We start from the raw sequence: 17,317 nt of genomic DNA, 5'->3' as shown, positions 1-17,317 counted from the left end.
TCCGTTTTCTGAGACGACCCCTGCCAACCCAAATGGTATCCGTGATATTTGGAAACACGTTTGGGGTCGCACTGATTTGAGTCGTCGCTACGCTTGCGACTTCGAGCTGATTAGCCCACAGGGTGCCGACGTGTATGTGTCTGTGAAGTGACTGGGAGTGAGGCTGTTGCGCAAGTCATCGAAGATGAAAACCACCATGCTGAAGGTACATCCCGATCGTCCGTCGCTGGAACCTAGTGGACTGTAATGATTGAATCAGGAGTAATTCTCCGAGTTGGGTCGAAGTACTTCCACTTCACGGACTTGGGTTGCTCGTCGTACTTGCGGACGTAGCGCATGGGCTTTCTCTTGAGATCGGGCACCGAGGTGAATACGCCGCGAGCGATCACGTCGCGCTCGATCTTGGCCAACCACAGTTCAACCTGGTTGAACCATGACGAGTAGGTCGGCGTGCAGTGCATACGCAGGTTCGGATGCTCACTGAGGAACGCGTCAACCAGCTTGGTCTTGTGTGCCGAGAGGTTGTCGACGATGACGTGAATTTCCTTGCCGCGCGGCTGATGGGCCACGATGTCGGTGAGGAAGGAGACGAACTCGGACGAGGTATGCCGCGTGGCAGTCTTGCCCAGCACTTCACCAGTCTTGGTATTGAAGGCGGCGTACAGCGAGAGCGTTCCATGCCTGAAGTACTCAAAGCCATGACGCTCGGCACGCCCCGGCGTGAGCGGCAGCACCGGGTCTTTGCGATCGAGCGCCTGAATCGCCGTCTTCTCGTCGACGCTGAAGACGGCCGCATGCTGCGGCGGGTTCAGATACAAGCCGATGACATCGGCTGCCTTGGTTTCAAAGTCCGGATCGTTGGAGGCGAGATAGCCTTCGAGCCGATGCGGTTTGAGTCCGTGCTTGGCCCAGATGCGCGCCACGGTCATGTGCGAGATGTCGCCACCAAGTTCGGCAGCGAGCTTGCGCGTGGACCAGTGCGTGGAACCATCGGCGGGCTTGTGCTTGGTCGTGCGCGCCAACACACGCGCCTCAAGGCGGTCGGTGACCTTGTAGCGTTGGCGACCGGCATGGCGAGAAAACAAGCCTGCCAAACGGTCAGCGGCAAAGCGCTTGCTCCAGAGAGCAATGTAGCTGTCATTGCAATCGAGCTTGGCCCTGATGGCGCTCCAGGTCAGTCCCTCGGCAAGCAGCAAGATCAGACGCGCACGACGCGCCAAATCCGCTCGAACGGCCCTTCCATTGGCTTGCTGCCGCAGTTCCACGATTTCGGCTTCGGTCAAGTTCATCGTGTCCTCCAAGGAAGTAATTTTACTATCTATTTAAACGTTATGGTTCACTAGGTGTATCATCCCGGACGACTGAATAGACTCCAAACGCTATCCGCTGTTCATGGCCAGAGCAGTCCTGCAGAAGCGGATAGAGTCCTTGCAATCCACCCCGGGGAGTGTCAAGCCATGTCGATGGCCCTGCACAAGAACGCTCGCACCACGCCGGCCGTGCGTGCCGAGATAGCCGCCAGTAGCCAGACCGCCAGTGTCTTGGCCCAGCGCTATGGCATCACCGAACAGACGGTCTACAAGTGGAAGAAACGCGAGGTCTTCGTGGACCGCTGTCACACAGCCCATCGCCTGCAGACCGTGCTCACGCCTGCACAAGAGACCGTGGTGGTCCACCTGCGGCGCACCTTGCTGCTGCCCCTGGATGATCTGCTGGCCGTTACGCGGGAGTTCCTCTGCCCTGATGTGTCACGCTCGGGGCTGGACCGGTGCCTGCGCCGCCACGGGGTGGGCAACCTCGATGCCCTCAAGTCCCGGGAGCCTACGGTGACCCACCAGGCATTCAAGAGCTACGAGCCGGGCTACGTGCACATGGATGTGAAATACCTGCCCCAGATGCGCGACGAGAGCCGCCGGCGCTACCTGTTCGTCGCCATCGACCGGGCCACGCGATGGGTGTTCGTGCAGCTCAAGGCCAACAAGACGGCCGCCAGTGCACAGGCATTCCTGAAGACATTGCACAAGGCTTGCCCGATCAGGATCAACAAGTTGCTGACCGACAACGGCAAGGAGTTCACCGACCGACTGTTTGCCAGCGGCGAGCGCCAAGCCAGTGGCAACCATGAGTTCGACCAGTTGTGCCAGGCGCTGGACATAGAGCATCGGCTGACCAAGCCCAGGACGCCGAGAACCAACGGCATGGTCGAGAGGTTCAATGGTCGCATAGCCGATGTCCTGAAGACCCACAGGTTCGACAGCCGCGAGGACATGGAGCAGACCTTGCTGCGCTATGTGGCCTTGTACAATCACCAACTGCCGCAGTCAGCGCTGGGCAGCAAAACGCCTATGCAGGCCATGAAAGAGTGGCATCAGCAGCACCCGCATCTGTTTCACAAGCGGCCATATGATCGTCCGGGATGCGACACCTAACTGCCATGAATGCCAAATTGTCAAGGCTCAGCAAAGCCGTCGAGCGCAAGAAAGGAGCATAATGTTTTGAATTTGGATTGCTCCTCCAGGAGTTGTACATTTTTTTGAAAAAAGAATGTACAGCAGCGTGCAATTTTTTACCATAGGAATTTAAGATGATGACACCTCAGTCCGCACTTGATATAAAGAAAAATTCATTACCTTTTCTTGATAAAAAAGGTGAATTTCCTGTTCTGACGCCAACCAATGGCCCGGAAATGCTGGATATTGGTGATCTTCATAAAAGTACTGGTGTTTGTACCCTGGACATTGGATTGATGAACACGGGGATTTGTAAATCGGCAATCACATATGTGAATGGAGACGAAGGAATTTTACGATATCGCGGCTATTCAATTGACGATTTGGTTGATAACTGTGATTATTTGGATGTGGCTTGGTTGCTACTGAATGGTGAATTGCCAACGCCAAGTCAGAAGGCTGAGTTTCAATACAATATTACTTATCACTCAATGGTGAATGAGCAAATGGCGTATTTTTTACGTGGATTCCGGCGCGATGCTCACCCAATGGCTGTCATGTGTGGTATGACGGGTGCCTTGTCTGCTTTTTATCATGACGAGCTTGATATATTTAACGCAGAACACCGGAAAATTGTGGCACACCGCTTGATTGCCAAAATGCCAACAATTGCAGCGATGGCTTACAAGTACTCTATCGGGCAGCCGTTGGTTTATCCTCGGAATGATCTAGATTTTGTTTCAAACTTCATGCAAATGTTATTTGCTGTCCCGTGTGAGCCATTTAAACTCAATCCGGCTGGCGTGCGCGCGTTCAGTGCTGTGATGATCGTGCAGGCCGATCATGAGCAAAATGCTTCGACATTTACGGTGCGCTCAGTAGGTTCGAGTCGTGCGAATCCCTATGCCTGTGTTGCTGCTGGCATTGCATCTCTTTGGGGCCCTTTGCATGGTGGCGCAAACGAAGGCGTACTCCATACACTCAACGAAATCGGATCTATTGAGAATATTCCTGCCATAATCAAGCGTGCCAAGGATAAAAATGATCCGTATCGCTTGATGGGTTTCGGACACCGGGTTTACAAAACCTACGATCCACGGGCAAAAGTCTTGCAACGGTATTGCTACGAGGTTCTTGAAGCATATGGGAAGAAGGACGACCCGCTTTTTAAAATGGCGCTTGAGTTGGAGCGCATTGCACTCAATGACGAATTTTTCATTGAGCGCAAACTTTATCCCAACGTTGATTTTTATTCTGGGCTTATTCTCAAAACCATCGGTATTCCGCTATCTATGTTTACGGCGCAATTTGCAGTGGCACGTACTGCTGGTTGGATTTCTCATTGGAATGAAATGATTACAGATCCAGCTGTCAAGATCGTGCGGCCGCGTCAACTCTATGTGGGATCGGATTTGCGTCCCTTTGTGCCTCCTGCCGAACGAACGGAGCACAAACCCCTTATTGGGTGAGTTGTGCAACCTTCTGCAAACAGGAGGTAAGTGTTTGAAGAGCGGTTTTAGGTTCAATTCCGTATTCCACCACCATAATTTGAAATCCCAACCCTTATCGGTTGGGATTTTTTTTGCCCGGAACGCCAGTGTTGGCGCGGTTTCGCGCCTTGGCCTCTTGAGCACACCCCTCCCGAAGTCGCCGTTCCGGGCGCGCATCCCGCCGGTTTTCTCTCTCTGTTCTCTGCTGCCCTCTTGAGCATTCAAGGCCCGAAGTCGTGTATCGGCGCGGGTTTGCGGGCCATCGGTTTGCATCTTCGTCTGCTCGGGAGCGCGCGACCGAGACAGCGAAGGCACAAAAACCCCGCCCTGCGGCGGCGTGACCGTGCGACTCGGCAGTCAGCGCGAGCCTGCCACCAGCGCCTCACGTTGCGCCAGCCAGGACGCCAACAACTTGCCGCGCAGCAACTGGCTGACGCCCACCTCGATGCGCCCCAGGGCGATGCCTTCGATCAGGTCGGGGGCCAGTTGCGCCAGTCGGCTCATCTTGCTCGCTTGGCCGAGGTCGATGCCTTCGGCCGCCGCGATCTCGGTCATGGAACTGAACCGCCCCTCGTCCAGCAGGCGCTGCCAGTGGTGCGCGAGGCCGAGCGCTCGCATCAAGGGGGTGTCCTGCGCCATCTCGCGCACCTGCCGCTCGCGGCGGGCCTCGTCCAGGAATTCCTGCGACGCGGCAGCCGCTTGGAACGAGCTGCGCCAGTCGCGCGGTCCGCGCGACTATGCCAGCAGTATCGCCCTGCGCGAGGTCGAAGACAACTGGGCTTGGTTGGCTACACCACTGCGAAGGCCGGCATCCTCGGCCTGACCCGCACGCTCGCGCGCGAACTGGGCGCGCGCAACATCCGCGTCAACGCGATCGTGCCGGGAGCGATCGTCACCGAGCGGCAGACCGCCCTGCACCGGGATGCCGCAGCCGACCAGGTGTTCCTCGACGCGCAATGCCTGAAGATCCGCCTCGACCCGGGCCATGTTGCGCGGCCGACGCTCTTTTTCTCCAGCGATGACAGCGACGGCATCACCGGCCAGCATGTGCTGGTCGATGCCCGGCGTCGCCCAGCAGTCGGTGATCTCGTGAAACGGGGCGTCGCTGGCGCAGCGCAGGCCAGGCACGCGCGCCTTCCGTCACCCCCCGGCCCGCTCCAACGATATTGCGTGCTGGCGCTGGAGGTCCTTCCGCAAGCCGGCCACGGCGCACGCAGCCCGGCGCCGCTGCGTGCGCGGCCGCCCCCGCAGCGCTCGGCCAGGCATGAGCGCCGCACAGCCGCCCGAAGGCGCTCATACCGTAGCCGGAGGTACTCCAGTGAGCCGCTGGTGCGCAACCGCCTGCCCGGCCACGGTGGCCCAGTCGTAGTGCATCGGCACGCTCTCGCAGCGGCGCCATGCGGCGCTCTGGTCGTCGTAGTGCGCATCGCGCGGATCGCCCGAGGCGCCGTGGAACACGATCCAGCGGCAGTCATCCCACTGCCCTACGTCAAAGACATAGCGCGCCACCGAGGCGTAGTGCGCGTGCATGCCCAGGTGCGCCAGATAGCCGGCGGAAAACACCGTCTCGTTGTCGCCGCCGATCGCGCCCATGTCGCGCGGCGCAAGCATGGTCTCGCCAGGAAACACCGCCGCCAGCGGGTGTTGCAGCAGCAGCCGATGCCGCGCACCCCACGCGGCTGCGGGTTCGCGCGCCACCTCCTGCAGGGCCTGGGTGAGTACTTCGCTCCACGAGGCGCCGCCGAGCAATGCCCGGTCGTCGGCGCGCAGCAGTTGCGGCACGCACCAGCCCAACTGGTATTCGGGCACGAGACCGGGGGGAATGCTGCCGCGCAGGCCCGGATCGGTGACGCCAAGCCCGCTGCGCTGCGCGACCTGGCGCGCCAGCGCCAGGCGCAGGCTGACGTAGGCGTTGGCCTCGGTGGAGTCGGCATCGAGCCTGCCGTCCCACGCCACGAGCCGCTCGCGCAACGCCGCCGATGCCGGCTCGGCAAGCGCCAGCGGCGCGAGCCGGGCGCAGATGTCCAGTGCCGGCAGGCTCACGGTGTCGCGGTGCACGGCGTGCATGTCGGCGCTGTCGGCGGCTTCGAGCGCGGTCAGCAGTTGCCAGATGCGGCGGGCGCGGTGCGGCGGATGGCAGTCGGTGCTCAGGTACTCGTCATGCCGCTCGACGATGCGGTTGTTGGCCGTGACGATCAGGCCGGCCGCGGGGTCGATCTGCCGTGGCAATTGCTCCCAGGCAAGCCAGCCGCGCCAGGCATGGCGGTCGAGCCAGCCCGGCACGGGCAGCCAGCCGTTGGCGGCCGGGCGGCGCGGTATCTTGGCGCGCACATGGTGTCCGATGTGGCCCTGCGTGTCGGCGGCCACCAGGTTGTGATCGACCAGGCCCCAGCCGCGGCTGGCCTCGAACAGTGCCGCGACGCTGCGCGCCTGCATCATCGGCCGCAGGCAGTCGAAGGAGCGGTCGGCCTCCACGTCGGACGAATGGCGCAGCACCAGCGCGCTGCCGCTGTTGGCTGCGCCGGCGACCACGGGGCCGCGCGCGGTCACGAGCACCTCGCAGTCGACATCGGCCTGGCCGCGCACGCGGATGCGCTCGACGCGCCGCGCCACCTCGGCCCACTGGGCATTGCCGCCGTCGGCATCGGTGCGCAGCAGGTAGCGCCGGCCCTGGTCTTCGAAGCGTTCCAGGTACAGGTCGGCGGTGTCGACGAAGGCCACCGTCACGCACCAGGCCACGTCGCGGTTGTGCGCGAAATGCGGAAAGCCGGGCACGCCCGGCGAGGTCAGGCCGATCACGTCGAACTCGTCGCAGGCGACATGGCATTGCAGGTACAGGTTGGGCATGTCGAGCACGCGGTGCGGGTCGCCCGCGAGCAGGGGCCGTCCGCTGCGGGTGCGGCTGCCGTGCAGCGCCCAGTTGTTGCTGCCGCCAGCGCCGGCTTCGGTGTCGCTGTGGCCGATGAAGGCCGCCATGGCGTCGGCCAGCGCGGCCATGTCAGGGGCGATCCGGTCGGCCGATGCGCCGGGCGGCATGCAGGCCAGGTCGTCGCTGCCGTCATTCATGCGCAGGCGGTCGAGCGCCGCAGCGCCGACGATCGGCAGTGCGATGGCGCGCCACAGCTTGGGGTAGACGGAGTTCAGCAGCAGGCTGGTCTGGCGCAGCACCGCGATGCAATGCCAGTCTTGCCAAGGCTCGGGCGTCGCGCCGAGCAGCGCGTACTCGGGCGGCAGCGGGCCAGTGGCGATGAAGGCGTTCACGCCGGCGGTATAGGCCGCGAGCATGGCGCGCGTGTCGTCGTTGACGGCCAGCAGGTCGCGGCGGCAGCACTCGGTCAGCCCGAGGCGGCGCGCCAGCATGTCCATCGGCAGTGCGCTGGGCCCGAGCCATTCGGCGTAGCGGCCGAGCGTGCGGCGGCGCAGCGCATCCATCTGCCAGAGGCGGTCGCTGGCATGGACATGGCCGAGCGCGAAGAACGCATCGTCGGCGCCACGGGCGCGCAGGTGCGCAATGCCCCAGGCGTCACGCCAGAGGTCGACCGGGGCGCGCAGGCCGGGCAGTTGTCGGGTGGTGGGTGTCACGGGGCTCGTCCTTCATTCGGGGTTTCTCGGCCGATCGGCTGCGCCAACGGGGCGGGGAATTCCGGCAGGATAGCGGGATTCACATCACGGCCCCATGACACCCGCGCAACCGCCTCCGCATCGGCTTTGCGGTCGGCATGGAGTGGGATGGAGTGGGATGGGCATTGCTGCCCGCCAGCAGCGCCATCACAACGCAATCCATTCGCCGGTCGCGATGCTGCGATCCACCGCTTCTCCGATCCGGGTCGACACCAACGCATCCTCGCCGTCGGGATATTTCCCCTTGAGTTCATCGAGCGTGACGAGACCATTTTTCATCGCCCCCAGCAGTTCGATGAATCGAATCATCGACGCGAAGGTGTAGCCCTGAACCTGCGCGCCCCACACCGGGTGCTCATACTCTTGCGCACCAAAAGCGTTGATGACCAGACTTTCCACCGCATCGGAGTAGGCACTGAACATGCCGCGATCCTGGCTATCGATCTCCACGACGCCTTCTTCGCCAACGATCCGGAGCTGTTGATTGACAATCGACGGGAATCCGGCGGGCAGGATCCAGGAAACGTCGAATGAAAAGTTTGCGCCATTGACGAATTCGACGCGGGCATTGATGCTGTCGAGCGTATCCATGCCCATGGACTTCAATTTTCCCCTGTGGCCAACGGCATATACCCTGCGGGGCTGGCTTTGTATCAGCCAGTAGACGAGATCATAAAAATGCACCCCCAAAAACCAGGAGGGCGAACTTTGCGCAGCCCACTTGCGCAGCCATACCGAAGGCACCTCGATCCTGTCTTCCATGCATGCGTAGCCGTACTGAATCTTTCCGAGCCGGCCTGCTTGCATGTCGCTTTTCAAGCGCATGTGCGCGGGGTCGAAACGCTTGTGAAAGTCGACAAACAGCATGACAGCGCGCCGGCGGCAGGCATCGATCATCCGCTGCGAGCGCTCGCTGCTGGTGTCCAATGGCTTTTGCACAAGCACATGCAAGCCCGCATCGGCCGCAGCCAATACTGCGTCGCCATGCAAATGGTCGGGTGTTGCGATGGCCACGGCGTCGAGATGGACATTCATCAGCATTTCCTTGTAGTTTGCATATCCCTGGATACCCAAACTCCTGGTGTGGCGCTGAAGAACTTCTTCATCGATTTCTGCCAATGCGATCAAGTCCACCATTCCCTGCTTTTGCGCAGCCGAAAAACACTTGAGCATGCTGCTGCCATAAATGCCTGCGCCGATCACGGCAATGCGTGGCCTGGATGTCTGGATCGTCTGGATCATTTCTTTCTCCTGTATGCAGTCAGAGCGATGGGTCAAATGTCGGACGGTATTTGTGATCGCCCACCCGCGCGGCAACGACTTGCAGTTTGTCGTTCCACTCGACCTCACCGGGCTGTGCTGCGATTCCATGGCGCCCGAACGCGCTCGCCAAGATGCGCTGCGGGTTCTCGGTCGCCATCGCGATGGCCTCCTCGAAGCAGGCATCCGTCCAGGCGACGACGTTGCGCACCGCGCGATCGAGGGTCAGGCTCGATCCCGCCAGATAATTCGAGCCTGGAATGCGCACCGAACCGTCGCGTCCCAGCTCGACAACGGAACCGGCAAAGCGATAAGCACCAGGCCGGGTGGCACCAGCGGCACTGACGGCATCGGTGACGAGAATGGAGCGCGCCAATCCCTTGGAGCGCAGCATGGAGCGCAGAGCGCCCGGTGGGATATGCAGGCCATCGGCAATGAAACTGGCGCATAGATCATCGCACCCCAATTGCGCCTGTATCGTGTTGTTGAATTTCGGCAGTAATTGCGGCACCCCGTTGCCCAAATGCGTGCACATGCATGCACCCGCATGTGCTGCCCGCGCGACAGTCTCGATATCTGCGGCTGAATGCCCGACGGAAAGAATCTTTCCTTGCGCATGCAGACTTTTCGCGAAACGCTCGTTGTCATCACGTTCGGGCGCGTAAGTGACCATCAAAATCGGGCGCGATAATGCACGCTCAAAGCAAGACACCCACTCCGGGTCCGGCTGAGCCATTGAATCCGCAGGATGGCATCCCGCGTAGCCATCCATTGGATTCAGGAACGGTCCTTCGAGGTGATAGCCGGGGATCATCGCGGCCCCCAAACGGCTCGCGCGTGCCGCCCGATCCAATGCCCGCAGGCGCGCGTCCATTTCGTCGCGTGTCCCGGTGATGATCGTGGGCAGACAGGCCGTCACGCCCGTTGCCAGCATCGCGCCCAGCGCGTGATCGAGCGCCTCGCCCGAAATGGCACAGGCATCGTTGAAATCGATTCCGGAAAAGCCATTCACTTGAATGTCAAACAATCCGGCTGTCACTTTCCTTGTCATGGCCACCCCCTTGGCGCATGGCGCAACAAACTTGCAGAGGGAGGATCGAGATAGATCGTGCAATCGGTATGCGTTTGCAAGAACGAAGCCGGCATCTCTTTCGTCATGGCGCCCTCGATGGCCGCTTTCACGGCAGCCGCTTTACGCCTGTCGGGGACGGAAAGAATGATCTTTCCGGATTTCGCGATCTGTTGCACGCTCATCGTGATCGCGCGCCGTGGCACGTCATCAGGGGTGGAAAACCAGCCTTCAGACCATTGCTGCCGGCGGCACGCTTCATCCAACTGCACCAGGATGTAGGGGCTTCGGGTTTCGAAGTCGGCCGGGGGATCGTTGAACGCAAGATGACAATTCTCGCCAATACCTGCGAAACAGACATCGATGTCGTGCATTCCGATCAAGGTATTGAGGCGGGTGATTTCATCTGCAATCGAGGCCGCCGTGCCATCGATGGCGACAAAGTCTTTGGGCATCGGCAAGTGCGCGAGCAAGCGTTTTTGCAGGTAGTTGCGGAAACCCGCAGGATGGTCGGGCGGGAGACCAACATATTCATCCAGATGAAAAATGGTGACGCGCGACCACTCGATGCCGCGCTCTTGAATCAACGCATCGATCATTTCGAACTGGCTGGCGCCAGTGGCAACGATCACGCTCGCCGCTGATTTTTCCGCCAAGGCTTGGCGCAGCGCACTCGCGCCAGCGCCGGCAGCCCTTTTTCCCAAAGCCAGTTTATCCTGGAGAATTTCTACTTTCATCGCCATCTCTTTGCAAAATGAATCGACTGCCAGCGTGCGCGCCACATACCGATCACGCCAGCCACGCCGGCAGGTGCCGGGTGCGGCGGCTTACTGCGCCGCCACGGTCTTGATGCGCGCGATCATCTCGTCGACCGCCTTGTCCACCGGTACTTTGTCGGTGACGATGCGGTTCATCGCCTTGGCCCAGACGTTCTCGTTGTTCAGGGCGGTGAATTTGTAGTTCTTGGTGAACTCGAAGGGCGTAGTGCCGTTTGAAAATTGCTGATGGACCATCGATCGATTCGGGTCGGATTGCCAGAATGCGCTTTGCTGGCCCGCCTTTGTGACGGGAAACCAGCGACCGAGTGCTCCCTCCACGTAGGGTGTCAAATTCGCCTCGTCCAGCAAAAATGCCACAAACTGCTTGGCTGCGGCCTTGTTCTTTGCCTCCCTGAAGATGACGCCCGTCTTGACCGATGCGCGATAAGTCATTCGGGAGCCGTCTGGTTTGTTCGGGAAGCCGGCGACTGCAATCAGCTCCATGTAATTCTTTCTGGCCGTTGCCCGTTGGGAATCGGTCAGCACGGAATTGCCCATGTCATCGAGCCATTTGGCGGCGATGGAAATCGTTGGATTGTGCGTAAGCACGATGGTCTTGTTGTGGAATGCGACGTTGTTGTCCGGGTCCTTCCAACTCGTCGCCGAGGGGGGGACGCATCCCTTGAGATACCACGAGGTGTAATCGGTCAGTGCATCGATCAAACCTTGGCGGACGGCCGGATCGTCAACCAACAGCTTGCCATCGTTATCGACAAGCCTGACGTTGTAGGCATCCATGAAAGTCAGGAACGACCAGGAGGCATCGGTCGAGTCCACGCCCAATGGCTGACCAATGCCATATGCGCGAGTGCCGGTTTTCTTGCGGTACGCGGGTTGGACCTTCTCGCACCAGAAGCGCCAGTAGTCCTGCCAATTCTTTGGAATATCCGTCTCTTTGAAACCGGCCTCGGCCAGCATGTCCCTCCAGTAAACGATGTGAATGGTTTGCTGCTTGACAGGAAATGCGTAGTAGGCACGCTGCCTGGCCGCATCGTTGTATAGATGGACGGCCTCGAAAGCGCCGGCAGTGAAGCGCTCACGCATCGGACCGAGCAGGCCGGAGAGATCCTCCAACCGGCCCTCGTAAGCCCACTTGGAGGTGAGTTGGAAGTCGTAGACATCGGAATATGCGACATCGGGCGGTTCACCCGCATCGAGCGCCGCGATGGTTTTGGGAATCGTGTCTTGAGGCGGGTATTGCGACAACTCGACCTGGATTGCCGGGTACCTGGCCTGGAACTTCTTGATCATTGCCAGCAACGCGTCGTCCTCACCTTTGTAGAAAGCCTTGACCCACCAGACCCTGAGTCTTTCCTGCGCCGATGCCGGCGTGGCAACCGCCAGACCGATGACGAAAATGGCGCCAAAAGAAAAGGCCAAGGCTTTGGATTTCATGATGGGTATCTCCGGCAGGGGTTGGGGTTTGTGGATGCACCATCGCGCGTCTCGTCTGCATCGTATTTTGCAACCGGTTGCACGTCAATGGCAACCGGTTGCATTTTTCGTTGCATGCCAAGCCGATGCCGAAAGCGGGGTGGCTCATGCCATGCCGGATGTCCGATGCAACGGGCAAGGGCAACGGATTCAGGTGTCGGCGCCGTGTACCATTGCCCGGCCTGATGGTTGACCCTCAGGCAGCGAATGGCCTTCGCGCAGGGCCGGCGGTGTATGGCATGTGGCGTGCTGGCGGGGGTGCTTGCCGATATGCCGTTGGCTGGGGCTGGAAGGCAATGGCCATTGCCTGCATTCGAACGATGAAGCGCAGCGTTTTCCTGCGCTGAACATGGACACGATGAAGTCATCTGCCGCTCCACCAACGATGCAGCAAGTCGCCCGTGCGGCTGGCGTTGCGCGTTCGACGGTTTCCAGGGCTTTCACCAAGCCCGGCATGCTCAGCACCGAAACAGTCGCGCAAATCAAGAGCGTGGCGGCTTCCTTGGGTTACGTTCCGAACCAAGTCGCACGGGCGTTATCGACGGGTCGGCATGGCAATGTCGCGCTGATCGTCCCCGACGTGGCCAACCCTTTTTTCCCCCCGTTGATCCGGGCCGTCGAAGCGGCGGCCGATGCGGCCGGGATGTGCATCTTTCTCGGTGACTCCGATGAGGATCCGGCAAGAGAGGCTCGGCTGGTCGGCAAGCTGTCGGCACAGGTCGACGGATTGATCCTGGCCTCTTGCCGGTTGGCAGAAGGCGCGATACAGGCCTTGAGCGGACGATTGCCGATCGTGCTGATCAACCGTGATGTCGCGGGCATGGACCGTGTGCTGATCGATAGCGCGCCGGGTGTTGCCGCTGCAGTGCGGCATCTGCACGAACTCGGACACCGGTGTGTCGCCTATCTCGCTGGCCCTGCCTCCTCATGGTCGAACGAGCGGCGCCGGATTGCCGTGCTGGACACAGCGCAGGAATCGGGTTTGGAGGTCATACAGATCGCCCCCCGACGCCCTTCTTACGAAGGCGGGATGGCCGCCGCAACCATTGTCCGATCCACCCGCGCGACCGCAGTCATTGCTTTCGATGATCTGGTGGCGCAGGGGCTGCTGGCTGGCATGGCCCGGATGGGTGTCCATGCGCCCGCCGGCATCAGCGTCGTCGGATGCGACGATGTGCTGGCCACCCGCACCTATCCTGCACTGACCACCATTGCCTCCCGTCCGGAACTGGCCGGGCGCATGGCCATGGAAGTCTTGCTGGAGCAACTGGCCGCAGGCAAATCGAGCGGCGCGGCCCACATGCTGAATACCGAGTTGATCATTCGCGCGACGACCGGACTGCCCCTGTTGCGCTAGTGTCGCGTCACGGATCAGATGTCGTAGGCTGCGCGCAGCCATCGGAGCGCAGCGCAAGGCGCATCGCTTGCCAATACCGAGTGTATTGGCAAGCGATGCAACGCCGCGATGCGCTTCGATGGCCAGCGCAGACCGACAGATGATCGGTGACGCGACACGAGGCCGGCAACGCCGATGCGGCTGCTTCCTTCGGCCCGCGCGGGACGCGGCGGGTTCCGCTGCCGGACCGGGCGCGTCTACATCGCCCAGATGCGGGGCGGCTCGGCGTCGAGCTGCCACAGGGCGGCGCGCCAGGCGGCCCGCACCTGCCGGAGCAGTTGCATCGCCGGCTCTACCTGGGGGGCCAGCAGGCGCAGCACCAGCACCTGGTCACAGGGGCTGGTGGCGCCTGCGGTGGTTTTGAGCGCATGGGCATCGATCACTGCGCGGGCGGCATCCAGGGCGCTGTCGCGCCGGGCCTGGCTCAGCGCGCTGCCGGCGCCGAAGAACAGGCTGGCCATGCAGCAGTGCCCGGCCAGCCCCAACGGGCTGCGCAGCAGGCGCTGGTCGGTGGCGTCGATCACGCCGTGCTCGCGCCACAGGCCGGGGATTTCGATGTGCTGCACGAAGCGCCCGGCCACGAAAGGCTGCCCGGCGTGCGGCAGGCCGAGCGCGGTCACGTCCGCGCCCATGCATTCGGCGCCGGGTGCGAGTGTCAGCGTGAGCCGGTTTTCGGCGTTGCAGGCGTTGTAGCAAAGCGCCTCCAGCGGCAGCCATTCGAGGCGCGCGCCAGGGGCCAGCGACAGGCAGGTGCGCTGCAAGACCGGCGCGCCCATGCTGCGGTAAAAGCGCGTGGCCCCTGCGCTGGTGATCAGGGCGTGCGCGCCGGGGCCGACCGAGGCCCGGATGTCCAACTGGTCACCGCCGACCAGCCCGCCCGGGGGGTGGACCAGCACGTTGTGGCAGATGCCGCCCCCTTCCGGATACAGGCTTTGCAGAACGCGCAGCGGTCCGTGGTGCTCAAAGCGCGCCACGGTGCGGGCGTGCTCTCGCGTGTAGTTCAGTTGCAGCCGGGCATGCCAGGGCATGGCGATGGGAATGAAAATGGGAATGGGCAAAGTCTCAGCGGGCTTCGGCCAGCAGAACCTTGACATCCGCTGCCAGGGCCTGGGCACTGCTGCCATAGTGGTGGTAGACGCGCAGGCGCCCCGCCGTGTCGTACAGGTAGCTGCCCGCCGAATGGTCCATGGTGTAGTTGCCCGGTGTGTTGCCGTCGACTTTCTTGTAGTAGACATTGAAGCCCTTGGCGACGGCCGCCAACTGTGCGGCGCTGCCGCGCAGCGCGAGAAAACCGGGGTCGAAGCTGGCCATGTAGGCTTTGAGCACCTCGGGGGTATCGCGGTCGGGGTCTACGGTCACGAAAATGACTTGCAGACGGCCACCGTCTTCGCCCAGCAATTGCTTGACTTGTGCCATTTCCTGCAGCGTGGTGGGGCAGACATCCGGGCACTGTGTATAGCCAAAAAAGACCGTCACCACCCGGCCCGCAAAATCCCGGGTATGGCGCGCCTGTCCGTTGTGGTCGGTCAGCGCCAGGTCGGGCGCAGAGTTCATCCCGGTGATGTCAATACCGCGAAACTCTGCCTTTTTCCCGGAACATGCACTGATCAGCGCCAAGGTGCTGATGGATATTGCGCCAGCAGCTATCGTTTTGAGGGTGTTTCTTTTCAGCATCGCGGTCATGGCAGGTAGTGGTCGAGCAGCAAGGCGGCAAACAGCGCGCTCAGGTGGATCAGCGAAAAACGGAAGGTCTTGCGCGCCAGCGCGTCCGAATAGTTGCGCCACAGCGCAAAGCCGTAGCCGCAAAAGCCGGCGCCCAGCAGCACGGCGGCGGCCAGATAGGGCCAGGAACTCATGCCGTAGATGAACGGCATCAGGCAAGCGGCAAAAAGGATCAGCGTGTACAGCAACACCTGCAGGCGCGTGAACGCGCTGCCATGCGTCACCGGCAGCATCGGCAGGCCCGATTGACGGTACTCCTCCACCCGGTACAGGGCCAGCGCCCAGAAATGCGGCGGTGTCCACAAAAAGATGATCAGGAACAGGATCAGCGCCTCGGGGCCTACGGTGTTGGTCATCGCCGCCCAGCCCAGCACCGGGGGCATGGCGCCCGAGGCGCCGCCGATCACGATGTTCTGCGGCGTCAGGGGCTTGAGGATCAGCGTGTAGATCACCGCGTAGCCGACGAAGGTGGCAAAGGTGAGCCACATGGTCAGCGGATTGACCAGAAAATACAGCAGCGCAGAACCGGCCACGCACAGCAAGGCCGAGAACAGCAGCGTCTGCGCGTTGGACAGCTCGCCCCTGGCCGTGGGCCGCCAGGCGGTGCGCTTCATCTTCGCATCGATGCCCTGCTCGACGATGCAATTGAACGCCGCAGCAGCGCCGGCCACCAGCCACACTCCGGCGCAGGCCCATGCGATGCGGCCCCATTGCGCCGCCGACGGCAGGCCGGGCACGGCCAGCACCATGCCGATCAGGGCGCAAAAGACGATCAACTGCACCACGCGGGGCTTGGTCAGCGCGTAAAACTGCCGCAGACGCGAGGGCGCAGAAACAGCAACAGGGGGGGCGGCACTCATGCGGACATTCTCGGTGCGTTGGCGGGCGGGCACAACGCGGGTGGTGATGGCTGCGCGCGGCTTGCCACCCAGGCCCAGGTCCACACCAGCACCAGGGCGGCAGCGCCGCCGGTGTGCATCACGGCCGCCAGCAAGGGCCAGCCCAGCACCACGCTGGACAGGCCCGTGGCCAATTGCAGCAACCCCAGGATGGCCAGCCAGCGCGCCTGCGCCGGCAGCCGCCGATGGTGGTGCAGGCGCCAGGCCAGCAGGCCCAGCGCCGGCAGCGTCGCATAGGCCAGCAGGCGGTGTGTGTAGTGAATGGCGGTCAAACCGGCAAAGTCGATGTGGCTGCCGTCTTGCCGCAGGCCCAGCGGGCGCCAGATTGCAAAGCCCTGGGCAAAATCCATCGCCGGCCACCAACTGCCCTGGCAGGTCGGGAACGTGGTGCAGGCCAGCACCGCGTAATTGGTGCTGACCCAGCCGCCGGCGAGCAGTTGCATGGCCAGCAGCAGGCCGGTGGCGGCCAGGCCCCGGCGCAGTGCGGGCGCGAGCTCGACCGGCAACCGGCCCTGCGCCCCTTGCGCTGGCGGGTCCTGCGGCCGCAGCGGCCCATGCGCCTGCGCATGGCGCACTGCCTGCACGCACAGCAGGGCCAGCAGCACCAGGCCGCCGGCCAAGTGCAGTGTGACGATGGCGGGAAACAGCTTCATCGTCACCGTCAGGGCGCCAAAAGCCCCTTGCAGACAGACCCAGAGCAGCGTCGCCGTGGGCCACCAAGGGCTGATCGGTGGGGGCTGCGCCGCGCCATGGCGGGCCCGGCCATGCTGCACCCAGGCCGACAGCGTCAGCACGCTGATCAGCACGCCCACCCCCAGGGCCAGATAGCGGTGCAGCATCTCGACCCAGGCCTTGCCATGGGTGACCGGGCCGGTGGGCAGCGCCGCCTGCGCGGTCGCGATCTCTGCATGGGCACCCACCGGGCTGGCGCTGCCGTAGCAGCCTGGCCAGTCGGGGCATCCCAGCCCCGAATCGGTCAGGCGTGTGAAAGCGCCAAACAGCACCAGGTCAAAGGTCAAAAACAGCGTCAGCAGGGTCAGCGCCTGCAGGCGTCGCAGCGGCGAGCGGCGGCGATGGCGCGCCCAGACCCAGGCCAGCGGCCCGAGCGCGATCACCAGACCCAGCAGCATGAGCGGCACCAGCGGCGCCAGATCGTAC

Annotated in this window: 15 protein-coding genes and 1 pseudogene; 4 read left to right on the top strand and 12 right to left on the bottom strand. The window is 62.2% G+C overall.

Annotation, left to right across the window (positions count from 1 at the left end; all coding sequences use genetic code 11):
- Positions 1–233: 233 nt before the first annotated feature.
- The gene (locus VEIS_RS06825; protein ID WP_011809174.1) at positions 234–1,289 is read right to left on the bottom strand and encodes an IS630 family transposase; all 1,056 of its coding nucleotides are present in this window, start codon (positions 1,287–1,289) and stop codon (positions 234–236) included.
- 168 nt (positions 1,290–1,457) lie between these two features.
- Between VEIS_RS06825 and VEIS_RS06820 the strand changes: the two genes are divergently transcribed.
- Together VEIS_RS06820 and VEIS_RS25725 are read left to right on the top strand one after the other, a co-directional pair.
- Positions 1,458–2,429: an IS481-like element ISVei2 family transposase gene (locus tag VEIS_RS06820; RefSeq protein WP_011809173.1), complete on the top strand. Its 972-nt coding sequence runs from the start codon at positions 1,458–1,460 to the stop codon at positions 2,427–2,429.
- Positions 2,430–2,587: 158 nt separating this feature from the next.
- Positions 2,588–3,919: a citrate synthase gene (locus VEIS_RS25725; protein ID WP_083758728.1), complete on the top strand. Its 1,332-nt coding sequence runs from the start codon at positions 2,588–2,590 to the stop codon at positions 3,917–3,919.
- 378 nt (positions 3,920–4,297) lie between these two features.
- Here VEIS_RS25725 and VEIS_RS30330 read toward each other — a convergent pair whose 3' ends face one another.
- Positions 4,298–4,561, bottom strand: a complete 264-nt coding sequence (locus VEIS_RS30330) for a hypothetical protein (protein ID WP_232287869.1) — start codon at positions 4,559–4,561, stop codon at positions 4,298–4,300.
- On the opposite strand from VEIS_RS30330, the pseudogene VEIS_RS31510 reads away from it, so the two are divergent.
- Positions 4,532–4,942, top strand: a pseudogene (locus VEIS_RS31510) (SDR family oxidoreductase); the annotation flags it as partial. The gene VEIS_RS30330 and the pseudogene VEIS_RS31510 sit on opposite strands and share 30 nt — an antisense overlap.
- 291 nt (positions 4,943–5,233) lie before the next feature.
- Here the strand turns inward: VEIS_RS31510 and VEIS_RS06805 are convergent.
- The 5 genes from VEIS_RS06805 to VEIS_RS06785 all read right to left on the bottom strand — a co-directional run bounded on the left by VEIS_RS06805 (position 5,234) and on the right by VEIS_RS06785 (position 12,103).
- Positions 5,234–7,522 carry a penicillin acylase family protein gene (locus VEIS_RS06805; RefSeq protein ID WP_011809170.1) on the bottom strand — a complete coding sequence of 763 codons (2,289 nt, stop codon included), beginning with the start codon at positions 7,520–7,522 and terminating at the stop codon, positions 5,234–5,236.
- Positions 7,523–7,708: 186 nt separating this feature from the next.
- Positions 7,709–8,764 (bottom strand): Gfo/Idh/MocA family protein, encoded by a 1,056-nt coding sequence (locus tag VEIS_RS06800; RefSeq protein ID WP_232287868.1) that lies wholly within the window; start codon positions 8,762–8,764, stop codon positions 7,709–7,711.
- Positions 8,765–8,822: 58 nt separating this feature from the next.
- On the bottom strand, positions 8,823–9,872 hold the full coding sequence (locus VEIS_RS06795; protein ID WP_011809168.1) for an N-acetylglucosamine-6-phosphate deacetylase: 1,050 nt from the start codon (positions 9,870–9,872) through the stop codon (positions 8,823–8,825).
- A complete protein-coding gene (locus tag VEIS_RS06790; protein ID WP_232287867.1) occupies positions 9,869–10,672 on the bottom strand; it encodes a glucosamine-6-phosphate deaminase in 804 nt (267 codons plus the stop codon). The genes VEIS_RS06795 and VEIS_RS06790 overlap by 4 nt, the downstream gene beginning before the upstream one ends.
- Positions 10,673–10,717: 45 nt before the next feature.
- Entirely contained in the window at positions 10,718–12,103 is a 1,386-nt protein-coding gene (locus tag VEIS_RS06785) for an ABC transporter substrate-binding protein (RefSeq protein WP_011809166.1), read from the bottom strand.
- Positions 12,104–12,491: 388 nt separating this feature from the next.
- On the opposite strand from VEIS_RS06785, the gene VEIS_RS06780 reads away from it, so the two are divergent.
- A complete protein-coding gene (locus VEIS_RS06780) occupies positions 12,492–13,499 on the top strand; it encodes a LacI family DNA-binding transcriptional regulator (protein WP_011809164.1) in 1,008 nt (335 codons plus the stop codon).
- 14 nt (positions 13,500–13,513) lie between these two features.
- On the opposite strand, the gene VEIS_RS28365 is transcribed toward VEIS_RS06780, so the two are convergent.
- The 5 genes from VEIS_RS28365 to VEIS_RS06760 form a co-directional block, all read right to left on the bottom strand.
- Positions 13,514–13,657 (bottom strand): hypothetical protein, encoded by a 144-nt coding sequence (locus tag VEIS_RS28365; RefSeq protein ID WP_157048426.1) that lies wholly within the window; start codon positions 13,655–13,657, stop codon positions 13,514–13,516.
- A gap of 78 nt (positions 13,658–13,735) precedes the next feature.
- Entirely contained in the window at positions 13,736–14,566 is an 831-nt protein-coding gene (locus tag VEIS_RS06775; protein WP_011809163.1) for an urease accessory protein UreD, read from the bottom strand.
- Between the two features lie 34 nt (positions 14,567–14,600).
- Positions 14,601–15,212, bottom strand: a complete 612-nt coding sequence (locus VEIS_RS06770; RefSeq protein WP_157048425.1) for an SCO family protein — start codon at positions 15,210–15,212, stop codon at positions 14,601–14,603.
- Between the two features lie 5 nt (positions 15,213–15,217).
- The gene (gene cyoE, locus VEIS_RS06765) at positions 15,218–16,120 is read right to left on the bottom strand and encodes a heme o synthase (protein WP_011809161.1); all 903 of its coding nucleotides are present in this window, start codon (positions 16,118–16,120) and stop codon (positions 15,218–15,220) included.
- Positions 16,117–17,289 carry a COX15/CtaA family protein gene (locus tag VEIS_RS06760; protein WP_049774043.1) on the bottom strand — a complete coding sequence of 391 codons (1,173 nt, stop codon included), beginning with the start codon at positions 17,287–17,289 and terminating at the stop codon, positions 16,117–16,119. Before VEIS_RS06760 ends, cyoE begins: the two co-directional genes overlap by 4 nt.
- Positions 17,290–17,317: the final 28 nt, after the last annotated feature.

The organism is Verminephrobacter eiseniae EF01-2, assembly GCF_000015565.1.
Lineage (GTDB): Bacteria > Pseudomonadota > Gammaproteobacteria > Burkholderiales > Burkholderiaceae_C > Acidovorax > Acidovorax eiseniae.
This window is presented reverse-complemented; position numbering and strand designations above follow the sequence as displayed.